17 protein-coding genes are annotated in these 15,564 nt (G+C 69.7%); 6 read left to right on the top strand and 11 right to left on the bottom strand.

Going from position 1 to position 15,564, the window contains the following annotated elements:
• Positions 1 to 60: 60 nt before the first annotated feature.
• From ACQ86L_RS16840 to ACQ86L_RS16830, 3 genes are read right to left on the bottom strand one after another with little or no spacing between them, the layout of a single operon-like run.
• Positions 61 to 873, bottom strand: a complete 813-nt coding sequence (locus ACQ86L_RS16840; RefSeq protein WP_434316439.1) for a carbohydrate ABC transporter permease — start codon at positions 871 to 873, stop codon at positions 61 to 63.
• On the bottom strand, positions 870 to 1,856 hold the full coding sequence (locus ACQ86L_RS16835; protein ID WP_434316438.1) for a carbohydrate ABC transporter permease: 987 nt from the start codon (positions 1,854 to 1,856) through the stop codon (positions 870 to 872). The genes ACQ86L_RS16840 and ACQ86L_RS16835 overlap by 4 nt, the downstream gene beginning before the upstream one ends.
• 4 nt (positions 1,857 to 1,860) lie before the next feature.
• Entirely contained in the window at positions 1,861 to 3,147 is a 1,287-nt protein-coding gene (locus ACQ86L_RS16830) for an extracellular solute-binding protein (protein WP_434316437.1), read from the bottom strand.
• 179 nt (positions 3,148 to 3,326) lie between these two features.
• Between ACQ86L_RS16830 and ACQ86L_RS16825 the strand changes: the two genes are divergently transcribed.
• The gene (locus tag ACQ86L_RS16825) at positions 3,327 to 4,490 is read left to right on the top strand and encodes an ROK family protein (protein ID WP_434316436.1); all 1,164 of its coding nucleotides are present in this window, start codon (positions 3,327 to 3,329) and stop codon (positions 4,488 to 4,490) included.
• 6 nt (positions 4,491 to 4,496) lie between these two features.
• Here ACQ86L_RS16825 and ACQ86L_RS16820 read toward each other — a convergent pair whose 3' ends face one another.
• From ACQ86L_RS16820 to ACQ86L_RS16805, 4 genes are read right to left on the bottom strand one after another with little or no spacing between them, the layout of a single operon-like run.
• Entirely contained in the window at positions 4,497 to 5,861 is a 1,365-nt protein-coding gene (locus ACQ86L_RS16820; protein ID WP_434316435.1) for a GH1 family beta-glucosidase, read from the bottom strand.
• Positions 5,862 to 5,863: 2 nt separating this feature from the next.
• A complete protein-coding gene (locus ACQ86L_RS16815) occupies positions 5,864 to 6,226 on the bottom strand; it encodes a tautomerase family protein (RefSeq protein WP_434316434.1) in 363 nt (120 codons plus the stop codon).
• A 42-nt stretch (positions 6,227 to 6,268) separates the two neighbouring features.
• Positions 6,269 to 7,228, bottom strand: coding sequence for an aldo/keto reductase (locus ACQ86L_RS16810; RefSeq protein ID WP_434316433.1), 960 nt, complete (start codon positions 7,226 to 7,228; stop codon positions 6,269 to 6,271).
• Entirely contained in the window at positions 7,225 to 7,977 is a 753-nt protein-coding gene (locus ACQ86L_RS16805; protein ID WP_434318914.1) for a VOC family protein, read from the bottom strand. Before ACQ86L_RS16805 ends, ACQ86L_RS16810 begins: the two co-directional genes overlap by 4 nt.
• Positions 7,978 to 8,232: 255 nt before the next feature.
• Between ACQ86L_RS16805 and ACQ86L_RS16800 the strand changes: the two genes are divergently transcribed.
• From ACQ86L_RS16800 to ACQ86L_RS16780, 5 genes are all read left to right on the top strand, one after another.
• Complete coding sequence (locus ACQ86L_RS16800; protein WP_434316432.1) at positions 8,233 to 9,612, top strand: ABC transporter substrate-binding protein; 1,380 nt, start codon at positions 8,233 to 8,235, stop codon at positions 9,610 to 9,612.
• Between the two features lie 240 nt (positions 9,613 to 9,852).
• Positions 9,853 to 10,656, top strand: coding sequence for a carbohydrate ABC transporter permease (locus ACQ86L_RS16795; protein WP_434316431.1), 804 nt, complete (start codon positions 9,853 to 9,855; stop codon positions 10,654 to 10,656).
• Entirely contained in the window at positions 10,649 to 11,437 is a 789-nt protein-coding gene (locus ACQ86L_RS16790) for a carbohydrate ABC transporter permease (protein ID WP_434316430.1), read from the top strand. The genes ACQ86L_RS16795 and ACQ86L_RS16790 overlap by 8 nt, the downstream gene beginning before the upstream one ends.
• Before the next feature lie 52 nt (positions 11,438 to 11,489).
• Entirely contained in the window at positions 11,490 to 12,374 is an 885-nt protein-coding gene (locus ACQ86L_RS16785; protein WP_434316429.1) for a substrate-binding domain-containing protein, read from the top strand.
• The gene (locus ACQ86L_RS16780) at positions 12,371 to 13,597 is read left to right on the top strand and encodes an ROK family transcriptional regulator (protein WP_434316428.1); all 1,227 of its coding nucleotides are present in this window, start codon (positions 12,371 to 12,373) and stop codon (positions 13,595 to 13,597) included. The genes ACQ86L_RS16785 and ACQ86L_RS16780 overlap by 4 nt, the downstream gene beginning before the upstream one ends.
• Before the next feature lie 21 nt (positions 13,598 to 13,618).
• Here the strand turns inward: ACQ86L_RS16780 and ACQ86L_RS16775 are convergent, their stop codons facing one another.
• From ACQ86L_RS16775 to ACQ86L_RS16760, 4 genes are read right to left on the bottom strand one after another with little or no spacing between them, the layout of a single operon-like run.
• On the bottom strand, positions 13,619 to 13,894 hold the full coding sequence (locus ACQ86L_RS16775; protein WP_434316427.1) for a hypothetical protein: 276 nt from the start codon (positions 13,892 to 13,894) through the stop codon (positions 13,619 to 13,621).
• Positions 13,891 to 14,247, bottom strand: a complete 357-nt coding sequence (locus tag ACQ86L_RS16770) for a hypothetical protein (RefSeq protein WP_434316426.1) — start codon at positions 14,245 to 14,247, stop codon at positions 13,891 to 13,893. The genes ACQ86L_RS16775 and ACQ86L_RS16770 overlap by 4 nt, the downstream gene beginning before the upstream one ends.
• Positions 14,247 to 14,549, bottom strand: coding sequence for an ATP-dependent DNA ligase (locus tag ACQ86L_RS16765; RefSeq protein WP_434316425.1), 303 nt, complete (start codon positions 14,547 to 14,549; stop codon positions 14,247 to 14,249). Before ACQ86L_RS16765 ends, ACQ86L_RS16770 begins: the two co-directional genes overlap by 1 nt.
• Complete coding sequence (locus tag ACQ86L_RS16760; protein WP_434316424.1) at positions 14,537 to 15,490, bottom strand: serine/threonine-protein kinase; 954 nt, start codon at positions 15,488 to 15,490, stop codon at positions 14,537 to 14,539. Before ACQ86L_RS16760 ends, ACQ86L_RS16765 begins: the two co-directional genes overlap by 13 nt.
• Between the last annotated feature and the right edge of the window lie 74 nt (positions 15,491 to 15,564).

The raw sequence follows: 15,564 nt of genomic DNA, 5'->3' as shown, positions 1-15,564 counted from the left end.
GTCCCTGCACGAAGTAGCGCTGGAAGACGAGGAACACCACGATGACCGGGACGACCGCGATCACCGACGCCGCGAAGACGAGCCCCACTGCGTGGCGTTCTGCCCCTGGAACAGTGCGATCGCGATCGGGAGGGTGCGGTTCTGCGGAGTGTTGATGATCGTCAGCGCCCAGGCGAACTCGTCCCAGCAGGACAGGAACGTGAAGATCGTCGCCGTCGCGAGCGCCGGCTTGGCCAGCGGCAGCGCGAGCCGCCAGTACCGGGTCCAGGCGTTCGCCCCGTCGACCTGCATCGCCTGGTCGAGCTCGGCGGGGATGGAGGCGAAGAAGCCCCGCAGCAGGAACGTGTTGAGCGCGAGCGAGCCCGCGACGTAGAACACGACCAGGCCGCCGAGCGAGTCGATGAGCCCGAAGAACTTGGCGATGATGAACTGCGGGATGATCAGCATCATCGCGGGCACGACCAGGCCGATCAGCAGGATGCGGAACATCGTCTCGCGGCCGGCGAACCGGTAGCGCGCGAACCCGTAGGCCATCATCGAGCTGATCAGCACGGACAGCGCGGTGGAGATGACCGCGACGATGGTCGAGTTCAGGAAGTACAGCCCGAAGTCCTGCGTGGTCAGCGCCTGCGTGTAGTTCTCGGTGGTCGCCGGGTTCGGGATGAACTGCGGCGGAACGGTGAGCACGTACGCCTGGCTCTTGAAGCTGGTGGACAGCATGTAGAGGAACGGCGTCACCATGACGGCCGCTCCGACGACGAGCGCGGCGATCCGGACACCGGCGCCCAGCCTCCGCTGCGTCCGCAACCGGGGCCGGGCGATGCGCGGGCCGATGCTCCGGCCGACGCTCCGGCCGTTTGGGACGGCGGTCATGAGAGCTCCTCTCCGCGGTCGCGGAAGACGCGCAGCTGGATGACGGCGAGCACGAAGACGATGACGGCGAGGATCACGGCGAGCGCCGAGCCGTAGCCGAAGTCGAGGTTCGCGAACGCCTGGTCGTACATGTAGGTGAGGACGACATCGGTCTGGCCGCCCGGACCTCCGGCGGTCATCACGAGCACCGAGGTGAAGACGTTGAAGCCGCCGATCACGAGCATCACCAGGACGAAGACCACCGAGGGCCAGATCGCCGGGAGGGTGACGACGCGGAAACGCTGCCAGCGGCCCGCGCCGTCCATCGTCGCGGCCTCCTCCAGCGACTGCGGCACGCCCTGCAGCGCGGCGAGGAAGATCATCATCGACCAGCCGACGCCCTTCCAGACGCCGAGCGCGCAGATCGCGACGAGCGCGGTCCAGCGGCCGGAGAGCCAGGACACGTCCGAGCTCATCAGGTGCAGGAAGTCGTGCAGCGTGAAGTTGACGAGGCCGCCGTCCGCGAAGAGGAACTTGAACAGCAGGGAGACGACCACCCAGCTCGTGACGACCGGCAGATAGAACAGGACGCGGAACACCGGCTGCGTCGGGCTCCTGCGCTTCAGGAGGACGGCGATGACGAGTCCGAGCACGATCTGCGGCGGCACGGTGAAGAGCATGTAGATGCCGCTGTTGGTGAGGCTCAGCCAGAAGTGCGGGTCCTGGAACGCCCGGACGTAGTTGTCCAGGCCGAGGAACTGGCTGACCGCGCCGGGGATGATCTTCCAGTCGAAGAAGCTCATCTGCACCGCCTGGAAGATCGGCAGCAGGATCAGCACCGCGAAGAGGATGAAGCCGGGGGCGATGAAGAGGTAGGGCGTCGCGCCGGCGCCGAGCGTCCGCCGCCGTCCCCGCTGCGGGCGCCCCTGTCCCGCTGGCGAGCGCCGCGGCGCGGTGGGGTCGGTCCCCACCGCGCGCGCGGTCCGTTCCGTCGTGGTGCTCACGGGATCACTTTCCGGTCAGCAGCGGGTCGATCTGCTGGGCCGCCGTGGTCAGCGCGTCCTTGACGCTCGTCGTCCCGGAGAAGGCCGGTGTCAGCGCCGCGCTCAGGATGCCGTCGACCTTGTCGCCCTGCGGGATGGCGAGCCGCGACTTCGCCGTCTTGAGCTGGTCGGCGAAGGTGGTGAAGTACGGGTCGATCGCGGCCTGCTTGGAGGCGAAGGCCGGGACCACGGTCATCTGACCGGTCTTGGCCATCTCGATCTGGAACTTCTCGGACTGGGTGAAGCGGATGAACTTCTCCGCCGCGGCCTGGTTCTTCGAGGAGGCCGTGAGCACGATGTCCTCGCCGCCGACCACGCTGGTCGACGCGCCGTCGCCCTTGGGGACCGGGGCGTAGATCGGCTGGAAGTCCTTGTACTGTCCCGCCCAGATCGCCTTCATCCACGGCCCGTCGAGGATGGTCGCGTACTTGCCGGTCGGCAGGCCGTCGGACGTGGAGGTCGCGCCCTGGTTGCCCGTGATCAGGTTCGGGATCTGGCCCTCCTTGTAGAGGTCGACCAGGAACTGGACCGCTGCGACCGACTTGGCTCCGTCGAGGTACCCGCTGGCCTTGGTCAGGCTCGCGTTGGTGATCTCGCCGCCGTTGGACCAGATCCACGGGAAGATGTTCCACCCGCCCAGGCCGCCGTCGGCGAAGACGGAGACCCCGGTGCCCTTGAGCTTGGCCGCCATCTGCTTGACCTGGTCGAAGGTCGCCGGCGGCGTGCTCATGCCCGCGGCGTCGAGCGCCTTCTGCGAGGTGATGAGCACCCGGGTGTTGGTGTCCAGCGGCAGGCCGTAGTACTTGCCCTTGTACTTGTTCGTGGTCAATGTCCCCGGGTAGACCGCCTTGGAGAGCGTGCCGAAGTCGGACATCGACTGGGACAGCGGGGTGAGGACGCCGAGCTGGGCGAGCTGCGGCACCCAGCCGATGTCGGAACGGACCAGGTCGGGGAGGGTGCCGCCGGCGGCGCTGGTGGTCAGCTTCTGGTGCAGGCTGTCGTAGGGGATGTCGACGTAGTTGATCGTGATGCCCGGGTTGGCCTTCTCGAAGGCGGGGATGAGGGTCTTGTTCAGCGCGTCCTGCTGGGCCGAGTTGCCGCCGTTGCCGTAGGAGCCCCAGAAGGTCGGCGTGACCGGGTGGCTGGACGAGCCGTCGGAGGAGCCGGACGACGAGGCGGAGCATCCACTGGCGACCAGTGCGATGGATGCCGCGAGCGCCGCCGTCGCGGCCAGTGCGGTGGAACGCTTCATTGCAGTTCTCCTGTCGGAAGGGGGCGCTCGGTGCGGGCCCCGCGGTGTGGAGTTATTTCTATGACAAAAACAACCCGCTGTCAACAACGACTCGCAAAAGCCGATTTTCGGCCGAGTTGATTGATTGACGAAACAATCCCGATATGCAAAAGTGTGTTCACGAGACCTGAGGGGGATGCGTGACGATCACTGCACCGACGTGGACGCCGGACACCGGCGCATCGAGGTCCGTCGCGCTCGAAGTCCTCCTCAACGGGCCGCTGTCCCGGAGCGAGATCGCCCGGCGGCTCGACCTCTCCCCCGGGTCGCTCACCCGGCTGAGCGCCCCGCTCATCGAGTCAGGGCTCCTGGTCGAGACGGGCGAGCTGACCGAGGGCCGGACGGGACGCCCCTCCCGCCCCCTCGACGTCGTGTCCGGCTCGCGCCACTTCGTCGGCATGAAGCTGATGGCCGACCGGGTGCAGGGCGTCACCACCGATCTGCGCGCGAACGTCATCGCCACCGACATGGTCGAGTTCGGCTCCCGCGACCCCGGGACCGTCGCCGACGCCATCGCCGTGCTGGCCGAGCGGCTCTCCCGCGACGTGCCCCCGGTGACCGCCCTCGGCGTCGGCCTCGGCGGCCGCATCGCCGACAACTCCCGCGTCGCGAGCGCCGCGTTCCTGGAATGGGAGGATGTGCCCCTGGTCGAGATGATCGAGCAGCGCACCGGCATCTCCACCGTGATCGAGAACGACGTCGTCGCCTTCACCGAGGCGGAGCACTGGTTCGGCTACGGCCGCGGCCTGGACCGCTTCGCCGTGATCACCCTCGGCGCCGGCGTGGGCTACGGCCTGGTCATCCACGATGGGATCGTGGCCGACGACGACGCCGGCATCGGGCTCATCGGCCACTGGCCGCTCGACCCGTACGGCCCGCTCTGCCCGGCCGGCCACCGCGGCTGCGCCCGCAGCGTGCTCACCCAGGAGGCCATCGTGCACGAGGTCGGCACCGCGCTCGGGCGCGACGTGAGCTACGACGAGGCCCTCACCCTGGCGGCCGCCGGCGAGCCGGCCGCGCGCCGGGTCGTCGACGACGCCGGCCGCGGCCTCGGCCGCCTGCTGGCGGCGGTGGCCAACCTCACCATGCCCGAGCGCATCGTCCTCGGCGGAGAGGGCGTCCGCCTGGTCGAGGTCGCCCGCGAGGCCATCGATCAGGGCATCGCCGCCGACCGCGACCCGCGCGCCAAGACGCTCGACCTGATCGCGACCCCCGGCGACAACCTGGAGTGGTGCCGGGGCGCCGCGGTGATCGCCATCCAGACCTACGTGCTCGGCACGCACGCGGGGTCGGCGGGGAGCTGACGCCCCTCACCCCCGCATGAACTCCGCCATCCACCGCGCGCTGCGCTTCGGCGTGCGCGCCTGCGTCTCGTAGTCGACGTGGACGATGCCGAAGCGGCGGGAGTAGCCCCACGCCCACTCCCAGTTGTCCATCAGTGACCAGACGAAGTAGCCCCGGAGCGGTAGCTTCGCCTCGACGGCGTCCCTGGCGGCGGCGAAGTGCGAGCGGAGGTAGTCGGTGCGCTGCGCGTCGTCGATCCGGCCGTCGGCGTCCACCGTGTCCTCGAACGCCGCGCCGTTCTCGGTGATGTAGAGCGGGAGTCCCGGCGCCAGCTCGTGCGCCTGGCGCATCACGTCGAGCATGCCGTCCGGGTGGATCTCCCAGCCCATCCGCGTCACCGGCGCCCCCGTCGAGACGAACGTCACGTGCTCGCTCCCGGGGTAGGCGCTCGGCGCGGAGCCCGGCGCGGGCGCGGAGCCGGCGGCGACCGTGTGCCGGCTGTAGTAGTTGATGCCGAGGAAGTCGATCGGCGCAGAGATGCGGCGGAGGTCGTCGTCGGTCGCATTCTCCGCGAACCACTCCGTCTCGCCCAGGTCGTCCAGGACGTCCTCGGGGTACGCGCCGCTCAGCAGCGGCTCCAGGAACAGCCGGTTGCTCAGGCCGTCGATGCGGCGGGCGGCGTCGCGGTCGGCCCCGGAGTCGCTCGCGGGCTCGACCGCGTACAGGTTCAGCGTCGTGCCGACGCGGGCCTCCGGCCGGACCTCCCGCAGCGCCTCCAGGGCGAGGCCGTGCCCGAGCAGGAGGTGGTGCGCCGCGTGCGCGGAGGCGGAGCCGAGCGCGCGTCCCGGCGCGTGATGGCCGCTCGCGTAGCCCAGGAACGACGAGCACCACGGCTCGTTCAGGGTGATCCAGTCGGTGATCACATCGCCGAGCCGATCGGCGACGTGGGCGGCGTAGTCCGCGAACCGCAGCGCCGTCTCCCGCGACAGCCAGCCGCCTTTGTCCTCCAGCGCCTGCGGCAGATCCCAGTGGTACAGCGTGGCCCAGGGCGTCACGCCGCGCTCCAGCAGCGACTCGGCCAGCCGGCGGTAGAAGTCGATGCCCGCAGGGTTCGGCGCCCCGGCGCCGTCGGCCTGGATGCGCGGCCAGGCGATGGAGAAGCGGTACGCCTCGAACCCGAGGTCGGACATCAGGGCGACGTCCTCCTCGGATCGGTTGTAGTGGTCGTCGGCGACGTCCCCGGTGCTGCCGTCGACGATGGCGCCGGGCTGTCGCGCGAAGGTGTCCCAGATGCTGTCGCCGCGTCCGCCCTCACGGGTGGCGCCCTCGATCTGGTACGAGGCGGTGGCCGTCCCGATCACGAAGCCGTCCGGCAGGTCGCTGCGCCGCATGGTCACTGCTCCTTCGACGGGGCGAGCCAGTCGCCGTCGCCGTTCTCGTGCAGGGAGATCAGGATGTCGTCCCGCTTGATCCCGAGCGCGGCGAGCCGTTCGACGATGAGCGCCGCGCCGCGCTGCTTCACCTCGGCCGAGTAGCCGTTGTAGACGAGGATGTCGATGAAGACGATGTCGGAGCGGTCGGCGTCCGGGAACGTCCGGCTGTAGAAGAGGTCGCCCTCGTCGTGCAGCTGGAAGATCTGGAACAGGTCGTCGACGGGCATCCCCCAGCCGTCGGCGAGCGCGGAGTCGATCGCCTCGCTCAGCTGCGGCCGGAGGCCGGCGAGCGGACGGTGCATGTCGATGCGGACGAGTGGCATGTGAACCTCGATTCGAGTGGGTCTGTGGTCGGTGGTGGGTGGTCAGCGCCGGGCCGGCTGGTCGAGCCAGTTCTCCGGCGACGGGAGGAGCGACTCCAGCTCGTCCCAGAACTCCTGGGGACGGTCGAGCGCGGCGGCGCTCAGGGTCGCCTCGATCCGCTCCGGCCGGCTGATGCCGACGACGGTGCTGGCGAACCGCTCGTCCCGGGTGGAGAAGCGGATGGCGGCCTGAGCGAGCGTCGTGTCCCAGCGCCGGCAGACCTCCCGCATCCGCGCGATCGCCGCCAGCGTCGCGGGGGCGGCCGGCCGGTAGCCGTAGGAGGCGGTGCGGCCGGACTCGTCGGCGAGGATGCCGCCGCCGAGCACGGCTGCGTTGACGACTCCGACACCGAGCTCCGCCGCACGGTCGAGCAACGGCCCCGCGCTGCGGTCCACGAGCGTCCACCGGTTGTGGACGAGGAGCACCTCGAACACCCCGAGGTCGAGGTACCGGCGCATCGCGTGCACGTCGCCGCCCGCCAGCCCGAGGTGGCCTACCTCGCCGCTCTCCTTGGCGGCCACGAGCGCGTCGATCGCCCCGCCGGGCGCCGTCATCGCGGCGAAGTCGTGGAACTCGGGATCGTGCAGGTGCACGAGCGGCAGCGGCCGGATCCCGAGCCGGTCGGCGCTCTCGGCGAGCGACCGGCGCACCCGGTCCCCGCTGTAGTCGCTGCCGGAGGGGTCGGTCTTCGTGATGACCGTGACATCCGCCGGGAGTCCCCCGGCCTCCGCGATCGCGAGGCCGATGCGCCGCTCGCTGCGGCCCTCCGAGTAGCCGTTGGACGTGTCGATCGTGCGGATGCCGCTGTCGAGCACGGCGCGCACCAGGGCGACCGCGTCGGCCTCGGCCACCTCGTGGCCGAAGTTCTCCGGCATGCTGCCGAGCGGCGCGCCGCCGAGGGTGACCCGGCTGACCTCGATCCCGGTCTGCCCGAGCGGGCGCAGCCCTATCGTCGCGGTCATGCCGGCACGAGCACGTAGTGGAGGCCGTCCGGGTCCGCGAACACGTCGCGCCCGGACACCGTGCCCACCCGGGCGCCCGGGGCCGTGTCCGCGTCGAACGCGACCGCGACGAATCCGGGGGCGTCGAACTGCGGGTCGCGCGTGGACTTCTCCGCGCGGTCGTAGGTGAAGATCTCCAGCGAGCTGTCGCCCGAGCGGAGGAAGTTGATCTCGAACCCGCGGTCGTCCGACGGCTGGTGGATGCCGGACATGTGCAGGTAGCCGAGCTTCGCGTAGTGCTCGCGGGTCGCCTCCAGGTCGTCGACCGTTCCCGCGACGTGGTCGAAGCGCGGACGCTCCGGGTCGCCGAGCGCCCAGTCCTGCTCGACGGCGTCGCGGTCGTAGACCTCGTGGTACTGCAGCGGGCCCTCCACGAGTTCGAGGAGGGTGCCGTCGGGATCGAAGAAGAAGGTGATGCGCACGCCGCCCTCGGCGTTGATCGGCTCCAGGTGGAACGGCACCCCCGCCTCGTGCAGCGCCGCGACGCGCGCGTCCAGGTCGGACACCTTGAAGCCGACGTGCCGGAACCCGCGCTGCAGGTCGTCGCCGATCCACGTGGACTCGGCCGGGGCGTCCACCCGCGAGAGCAGGAGGCGGGCCGTGACGAGGTCGAGCTCGGCCGCGTCCTCCCGCTGGGCCACGACCACGGCGCCGAGCTGACGGCGGTAGAACTCCACGGAGCGTGCGATGTCGGTCACGTTCAGAAGCACGGATTCGATGGCCAAAAGAGGTCCTTTCTACGCTGAAGCGGGCATTCGCGGCCCGGGGCGTTGGTCACGCTAGCCGACTATCTGACTGTTCGCAACTAAGTTCGATCCCAATAAGTCAGGCGATTCAGCGGCCAAGCTGGTCGCATTGATCGAGTTTGTGACAAAAAGGTTTTAACTCTTGCTTTGGTGATCGCGATCTGTATAGGCTCGGCCCCGCACTCTCGATCAGCACACAAGGATGTGGAGGAATCACACATGATGCGTAGTACGCGGTTCGTTCCCGTGGCAGCGGTGGCCATCGCCGCCGCGCTGGCGATCACCGGCTGCACCGGCTCGTCCGGTGACCAGGGCTCCGACGTCAAGCCGGCCACGAAGGGCACGGTCACCTGGTGGGGCTGGACGCCGGACACCCCGGTCGCCCAGAAGTACATCCAGGAGTTCAACAAGAAGTACCCGGACATCACGGTCACGTACAAGAACTTCGAGAACGTCGACTACCGCAACACGATCACGCCGGCCCTCGACTCCGGCAAGGGCCCGGACGTCTTCGACCTCTCGCCCGCGGGAGGCTCCACCGACACCTGGGGCCCCTATGCGCTCGACCTCACCTCGCTCGCGCAGGACACCCTCGGCTCGGACTGGAAGTCCAAGATCGGCGGCGACTACGTCAAGCAGCTCACCAGCTCCGACGGCCGGTTCGTCTCGCTGCCGCTCGGCGGCATGTCGGCCGGGTTCCTCTGGTACAACAAGAACATCCTCGACCAGGCCGGGGCGAAGGTCCCCACCGACTACGCCTCCTGGGTGGACACCTGCAAGAAGGTCACGGCTATCGGCAAGACCTGCTTCACGATGGGCGCCGGCGGCACCGACACCTTCCCGACCGAGATGTACCACTCCATCGCCAACTCGGTCGACCCCGGCTTCTTCATCAAGGCCGCGACCGGCAAGGCCAAGTGGAGCGACCCCGACGGCGTGAAGGTGCTGGAGATCATCAAGAAGATGAAGACCGACGGCATCATCGCGCCCAACGCCCTCGACGGCCCGCAGTACCCACTCGCCAACAACGAGTTCATGAAGGGCGACGCGGCGATGGTCCAGATGGGCTTCTGGTACACCCAGTACGCCGGCGCGGACTCCTGCAAGACGTCGATGTCCGCCGCGGGCGTCAGCAACCCGACCTGCTTCGTCCAGCTGCCCGCGACCTTCCCGGATGTGGCGGGCAAGGGCAACAAGAGCACCTACTTCGGCGAGGCCGACTACGGGCTCGCGATCAACTCCGGGTCGAAGAACATCGGCGCTGCCAAGACGTTCGTGGCGTGGATGACGCTGAACAAGAACGGCCAGCAGAACGTCGCGAACGCGCTCGACCTGCTGCCGGCGCTGAAGGGCACGACGCCCGACTGGTCGTCCATCAAGCTCGTGGACGACTCCGTGCAGCGCCCGGCGATCGAGACCCTCATCAAGGACAGCGCCGACACCACCGAGTCTCGGCAGTGGCAGACCACGCAGAAGTCGCTCGACGCCATCGTGGTCGCCATCCAGCAGGTGCTCGACCCCTCGGTGAACAAGTCGATCGACCAGATCGCCGCCGACCAGCAGGCCGCGTCCGTGGCCAGCAAGGTCGGCACCAAGTAACCGGTGCACCAGCAGAACGGATCGACTGACTGACCATGATCGACACGGATCTCAGAATCGGATCCGACCGCCCGACGGCTGCGGTGCGGGAGGCGGGCGCGCCACGCGGCGCGCCCGCCTCCTCCCCGGGGTCTGCGCTGGATCCTTCCGGCGCTCGTCATCTCGGTCGGCCTGATCTACTACAGCATCATCTACTCCGGCTACCTCTCGTTCTTCTCCTGGCCGGGCGGCCGGGCGCTGATGACGCCGGTCGGCTTCGGCAACTACGTGACCGCGCTGCAGGACCCGGTGCTCTGGACCTCGCTGCGCAACACGGTGGTCTACTTCGTGGTCGTCTTCGCCGTCCAGGTCGTCGGCGGCACCCTCTTCGCGGCGGCCATGCACTCCCGGGTGCACCTCGCGAACGTCTACAAGGTGCTGATCGTCATCCCGGTGGTCGTGGCGCCCGCGACGCTCGCCCCTGCCCAGATCCAGGTCTGGCAGACCGACGGCACGATCAACGACATCCTCGGCTTCTTCGGGCTCTCCGCCCTGCAGCAGCCGTGGCTCGGCCAGTCCACGACCTCGCTGCTCGTCGTGACCCTCGTCGGCTGCTGGGGCGCGATCGGGTACGGCTTCATCCTGCTCTACGCCGGCATGGCGCAGATCGATCCGGAGCTCGTGGAGGCCGGACGGCTCGACGGCGCGGGCAACCTGCGGGTGCTGTTCTCGATCGTGCTGCCGACCCTGCGGCCGATCATCGTCTCGCTCGCCATCCTGAACTTCATCACCGCGCTCAAGCTGTTCGACAACCCCTGGCTGATCACCCAGGGCGGCCCGGCGCACTCGTCGGAGTTCCTCGGCACCATGATCTACTCCGAGACCGCGAGCACCGACCGTGATCTCGGCTACGCGTCCGCGCTGTCCATCCTCGTGCTCGTGATCGCGGTCGCCGTGTCCGTCCTCATGCAGCTGCGCGGCAGGGAACGCGCCGGCCGCACCCCGCGCACGCTGAGCGGGCGCCGATCCACCTCGCGCCGACTGAAGGAGAGCGCCGATGTTTGAGACCCGATCCCGGCGCTCCCGGATCCTGCTGCAGCTGATCCTCACGGTCGCCGTCGTGCCGTTCGTGATCCCGCTGTACGCGATGCTGCAGACCAGTCTCGAAGGGGCCGGCTGGGGCAACTATCAGGCCGTCATCGACGTGCCGGGCTTCCCGCGGTTCTTCCTGAACACGATCATCATCGCGGTCGCGTCGATCGCCATCGTCTTCCTGGCGACCCTGGCCGCCGCGTTCGGCTTCTCGAAGCTGCGGGTGCGGGCTAAGGAGCTGTACTTCTGGCTGATGATGGCCGCGCTCACCCTCCCCGAGGTCGTGCTCATCGCCCCGCTCTACACCACCGCGGTGAAGCTCGGCCTGCTCGGCACGTACTGGTCGGTAATCCTGCCGATCGCCGCGCTCCAGATCCCGTTCACCGTACTCATCGCGCGCGGCTACGTCGACGGCATCCCGGACGCCCTGTTCGAGGCGGCCCGGATCGACGGCGCGAGCACGTGGCGCATCTTCTGGTCGGTGCTCGTGCCCCTGTCGCGCCCGATCGCCGTCGCGCTGATGGTGCTCGTGCTCATCTACGCCTGGAACTCGTACCTGCTGCCGAAGGTCTTCCTGATCGACGACGGCATGGGTGTCGTCACCCAGCTGCCGGAGTTCTTCCGGCGGCAGTACAACGACGACACCCCGAAGATCCTCGCAGCCTCCGTCATCACCGCCGTGCCCACGATCATCGCCTACATCGCGCTCCAGCGGCAGTTCGAGCGCGGGATGGCAGCGGGCGCGATCAAATGACGCGCACAGCATGCGGTCGTGTTCGGCGCGTCCGATCCGGCAGACTGCCTAGATGGGATCACGCCGCAGCACCGCAGGGAGCGAGACGATGACCGACGTCGGCGCGGCGATCGGCCTGGTCGTCCGGCACGGCCGCGAGAGCGACCCGCTCGCCTCCGCGATCATCCGCGCCATCGCCGGACCGCTGGTCGCGGCGGGCCTGCGCTTCATCACCCGCTCCGTGGACGACGAGGAGGCCGAGCTGCGCGCGTACCGGCTGTGGGCGCGCGTGGGCGGGATCGCCGGTGTGATCGTCCTCGGCACGGCCGACGACGATCCGCGCATCCGGCTGCTCCGCCAGATCGACCTGCCGTTCGTGGCGCTGACCCGCGCCGATCTCGACGTGGACTGCCCGGCCGTCACCGTGGACGCCGCCGCGGCCTCGAACGCGCTGATCGGCTACCTCCACGGGCACGACGCCCGGCGCTGGGTCTACGTGACGACCGACGAGCTCGGCGAGCCGTTCGTGGAGGACAGCCCCGCTTCGGACCTCCCGGAGGAGGCGCGTACGTTCGAGGTGGTGCGCTCCGCGGACGTGGTGGCGGAGGCGGTGGCGATCGGAGTGGGCGCGTCCGGAGGCGCCGCGACCGCGGACTCAGGCCCGGCGGCTCTCATCCTCGACAACGACCGCGACGCCGTCGCGGTTCTGGACGCGCTCCAGGAGCTCGGCGTCGCCGTGCCGGACGCGGTGTCGCTGATCTGCTGGAGCGACTCGCTCGTCTGCCAGAGCGCGAGCCCACCGATCACGGCGATCGACCGGCACGGCAGGGAGATCGGCGAGCTCCTCGGCGCCGCGGCGATCGCGGCCGTCCAGGCGGCCGGCCGCCCGGACCGCGCCGACGCCGCGCCGCGCATCCCCGCGCCGGCTCCTCTCGTGGTCGAGAGGCAGACGACATGACGATCCAGCAGCGGCTTGGGCCGTCGTCCGCCACCACCCGGAGCGCCATCCTCGACCTGGTGCGCTCCGGAGGGACCGTCACGCGCACCGAGCTGGCCGAGCGATCGGGCCTGACCCCGACCTCCATCACCCGGGTGGTGAAGTCCCTGATCGAGGACGGCCTCGTGGTGGAGACCGGCTTCCTCGGGTCCACCGGCGGCAAGCGCAGCACACTGCTGGAGTTGAACACCCGGGCGCGCTTCGCCGTCGGCGTCTCGCTCGACGCCGGCCGGCTCACCTATGTGGTGACCGACCTCTCCGGCGCGGTCATCGGCCGGCTGGTCTCGCCGGGCATCGACCAGGTGGGTCCGAGCGAGGACGTGGCCAGGATCGCCCGTGAGCTCGGGCAACTCCTCGTCCAGCTGGACATCCCGGTGGACTCGGTGGTCGGCGTGGGAGTGGCAGGCGCAGGCCTCGACCTCGGCGCGGGAGCCGAACGGCTCTCGATCACCGCCACGGAGTGGGAGTCGTTCGCCCTCACCCAGGCCCTCGAGCCCCGCATCGGCCTGCCGGTGGTCCGCGACAACGACGCGGCGTGCGCGGCGCTCGGCCAGTACTGGGCCGGACGCATCCCCGCGACGCAGGACTTCGCCACGTTGTACCTGTCGAACGGCTTCGGCCTGGGGCTCATGAGCGGCGGCAGCGTCGCCAGAGGCGCGTCGTCCAACGTCGGCGAGATCGGCCACATGATCGTCGACATCGACGGCCCCGACTGCTGGTGCGGCGCTCGCGGCTGCCTGGAGATGCTGGCGGCCCCGCGCGCGATCGTCGCGCAGGCCCTCCAGCAGAAAGCCCTGACGGACGACCTCGGGCTCTCCGGCGACCCGCACCGCTTCCGCTCGGACTACGAGCTGATCGCGCGCGCTGCGGCCCGCGGCGAGGCGCGCAGCTCCGAGCTGATCGACCGTTCGGCACGCTACGTGGCGGCGGCGGTCCTGTCGATCGTCAACGTGCTGGACCTCGACCGCATCGTGCTCGCCGGCCCCGGCTTCGCCGACGCCGGCGCGGTCTTCGTCCGCCGCATCCGGGAGGAGGTCGCCCGCAACGCGCGCACCCGCGCCGTCCACCCGGTGCTCATCGAGCTCGCGGACCCCGGGCTCGACGCCGCGGCGGGCGGTGCGGCGACGCTGGCTCTGCAGCACGCGCTGACGCCGCACGCGGTGGGCAGCGCGGGGCGCGGGTAGGCCAGCCGCCCGCGCTCGGGCTCACAGCCCGTCGAACGTGTCGTCGTCGATGCTCGACTCCGACACCTCCGCACCGTCGGCCTCCGCGATCGGGTCGCCTCCGACGTCGATCTGGCTCCAGACCACCGGCATGCCCGGCGAGAACAGGATGTCGATGCCGGGGCCGGAGTGCAGCGGCGGGATGTTCACGTAGTCGCCGCCCGCCTGGATCGCGTTCTTGATCTTCTCGCGCAGCTCCGTCACCGATCCCGGCAGGAAGTAGTCCTTGCCATCGACGGTCAGCCTGTTGACGATCACTCTTCATCCATTCGGTCGGTCTTGCTCGGGGCCTGCGCCGGCGACTCTACGCCCGCTCCAGGTTCGTCGACGATACGGAGCCCCGAGACGCTGTTGGCCGTGCGGACCAGCGCCTCGACCCACGCCCGGTTGATCGGCTCGCGCGTGTGCGTGGGATAGGTGAAGCGGAGGCCGACGGTCGGGGAGATCCAGACCGAGTTGGAGCCGCTTCCCGCCGCGGCCGCGACATCCCACGAGAAGACGAAGCTCTCGCTCCGTCGCAGCTTCGTGACGATCGCGAGCTGCAGGTGCGCGAGCAGGCGGTCGTCGAACTCGACCGACGACGCGGCGTCGCCGTAGAAGAGCGTCCCCATCAGTGCGCCGGAGGCTCGGGGACCATGCGCAGACCGCCGACGCTGTTGGCGGCGTCCATCAGCGCTTCGGTCCACGCCCGGTTGAGCGCGGGGCGGCGGCTGCCCACGTACTGGAAGTGCACGGGGACGGAGGGGTTGATCCAGATCGCGGTCCGGCCGCGCGAGTACGCCTCGTCGTGGTCCCACTCGAAGAGGAACTGCTCGTTGCGGCGCAGCTTCGACGTGATGACGAGCTGGAGGTGGGCCAGCAGGCGATCGTCGATGTCGATCTTCGCGCCGGTGCCGTAAATCAGAGTGCCCAACCGGTGCTCTCCTTCCGAGGGCTGGCGCCGGCGCGGGTCGCGACGGCGTGTTGATCATATGCCGCCTGGTCCGTCGATCCGGTGCTCGCGGCAGGGTCGTGTTCCCTGTCGGCGCGCAGGGCCCCGCGCGCGGCGGTCGCGACGTCCGCGGCGGACGGCCGCAGCGACGCGTCGGCGTGCGTCATCGAACGGATGAGCGCGCGCCAGCGCTCGGGAACCGTGTCGGGCATCTCCGGGTCGCGCTCCAGCCGGGAGAGCGCGGAGCCCACGGGCGTCCCCGGGAACGCGACGGTCCCCGTGAAGCACTCCAGCAGGACGAGGCCGAGCGAATAGATGTCGGACGCCGGGGTCAGGCTCTCGCTGCGCACCTGCTCGGGGCTCAGATAAGCGGCCGTCCCGAACGTGCCCTCCGCGAACTCCTGGGGACGGGTCGCGTGGATGGCGATGCCGAAGTCCGTCAGCCGCGCCCGGGGCCGCGATAACCGGGTCCCGTAGTCGACGATCATGATGTTCGTCGGCGTCACGTCGCGATGGATGACGCCCCGCGCGTGGACGTATTCCAGCGTCTCGGCGACCTCGAATGCGATCTCACCGATCTGGCGCGTCGTCAGCGTGCCCGCGTTCAGCACTGCGCGGAGGGTGTCGCCTTCGACCAGCTCGATGACCAGGAAGGGACGCGGGTCCCTCGGCGACGAGTCGTCGACCCCGGCGTCGAGGATCGACACCACACCGTGATGGCGGAGGTCGGCGAGCACGCCCACCTCGGCCCGGAACCGCGCGACATCGCCCTGGCTACCCGACGTGAACAGCTTGACGGCGACGTCGCGGCCGAGGTTCTCATCCCGGGCACGGAAGACCATCGAGGTGCCGCCGCGCGCGAGCAATCGCTGTGGCCGGTACCTTTCGAGCAGGAGGGGGACCGGGGTGTCGGGTGCACTCACGTGCATATTCTCCGGCATTCGAGAATTCCCCGCCCCCCGGTAGACCGGGACGCCGGTCCCTGGTATAGGTGCGA

Source organism: Leifsonia sp. P73 (assembly GCF_051059105.1).
Classification (GTDB): domain Bacteria; phylum Actinomycetota; class Actinomycetes; order Actinomycetales; family Microbacteriaceae; genus Leifsonia.
Note: the sequence above shows the minus strand (reverse complement) of the source record. Positions and strands in the feature narration are given on the sequence as shown.

Bases quoted from the DNA above. Each gene is read 5' to 3' on its own strand.
- ACQ86L_RS16840 (WP_434316439.1), bottom strand. From the start codon at position 873: ATGACCGCCGTCCCAAACGGCCGGAGCGTCGGCCGGAGCATCGGCCCG.
- ACQ86L_RS16830 (WP_434316437.1), bottom strand. From the start codon at position 3,147: ATGAAGCGTTCCACCGCACTGGCCGCGACGGCGGCGCTCGCGGCATCC.
- ACQ86L_RS16820 (WP_434316435.1), bottom strand. From the start codon at position 5,861: ATGCGGCGCAGCGACCTGCCGGACGGCTTCGTGATCGGGACGGCCACC.
- ACQ86L_RS16815 (WP_434316434.1), bottom strand. From the start codon at position 6,226: ATGCCACTCGTCCGCATCGACATGCACCGTCCGCTCGCCGGCCTCCGG.
- ACQ86L_RS16810 (WP_434316433.1), bottom strand. From the start codon at position 7,228: ATGACCGCGACGATAGGGCTGCGCCCGCTCGGGCAGACCGGGATCGAG.
- ACQ86L_RS16800 (WP_434316432.1), top strand. From the start codon at position 8,233: ATGATGCGTAGTACGCGGTTCGTTCCCGTGGCAGCGGTGGCCATCGCC.
- ACQ86L_RS16795 (WP_434316431.1), top strand. From the start codon at position 9,853: ATGACGCCGGTCGGCTTCGGCAACTACGTGACCGCGCTGCAGGACCCG.
- ACQ86L_RS16790 (WP_434316430.1), top strand. From the start codon at position 10,649: ATGTTTGAGACCCGATCCCGGCGCTCCCGGATCCTGCTGCAGCTGATC.
- ACQ86L_RS16785 (WP_434316429.1), top strand. From the start codon at position 11,490: ATGGGATCACGCCGCAGCACCGCAGGGAGCGAGACGATGACCGACGTC.
- ACQ86L_RS16780 (WP_434316428.1), top strand. From the start codon at position 12,371: ATGACGATCCAGCAGCGGCTTGGGCCGTCGTCCGCCACCACCCGGAGC.
- ACQ86L_RS16770 (WP_434316426.1), bottom strand. From the start codon at position 14,247: ATGGGGACGCTCTTCTACGGCGACGCCGCGTCGTCGGTCGAGTTCGAC.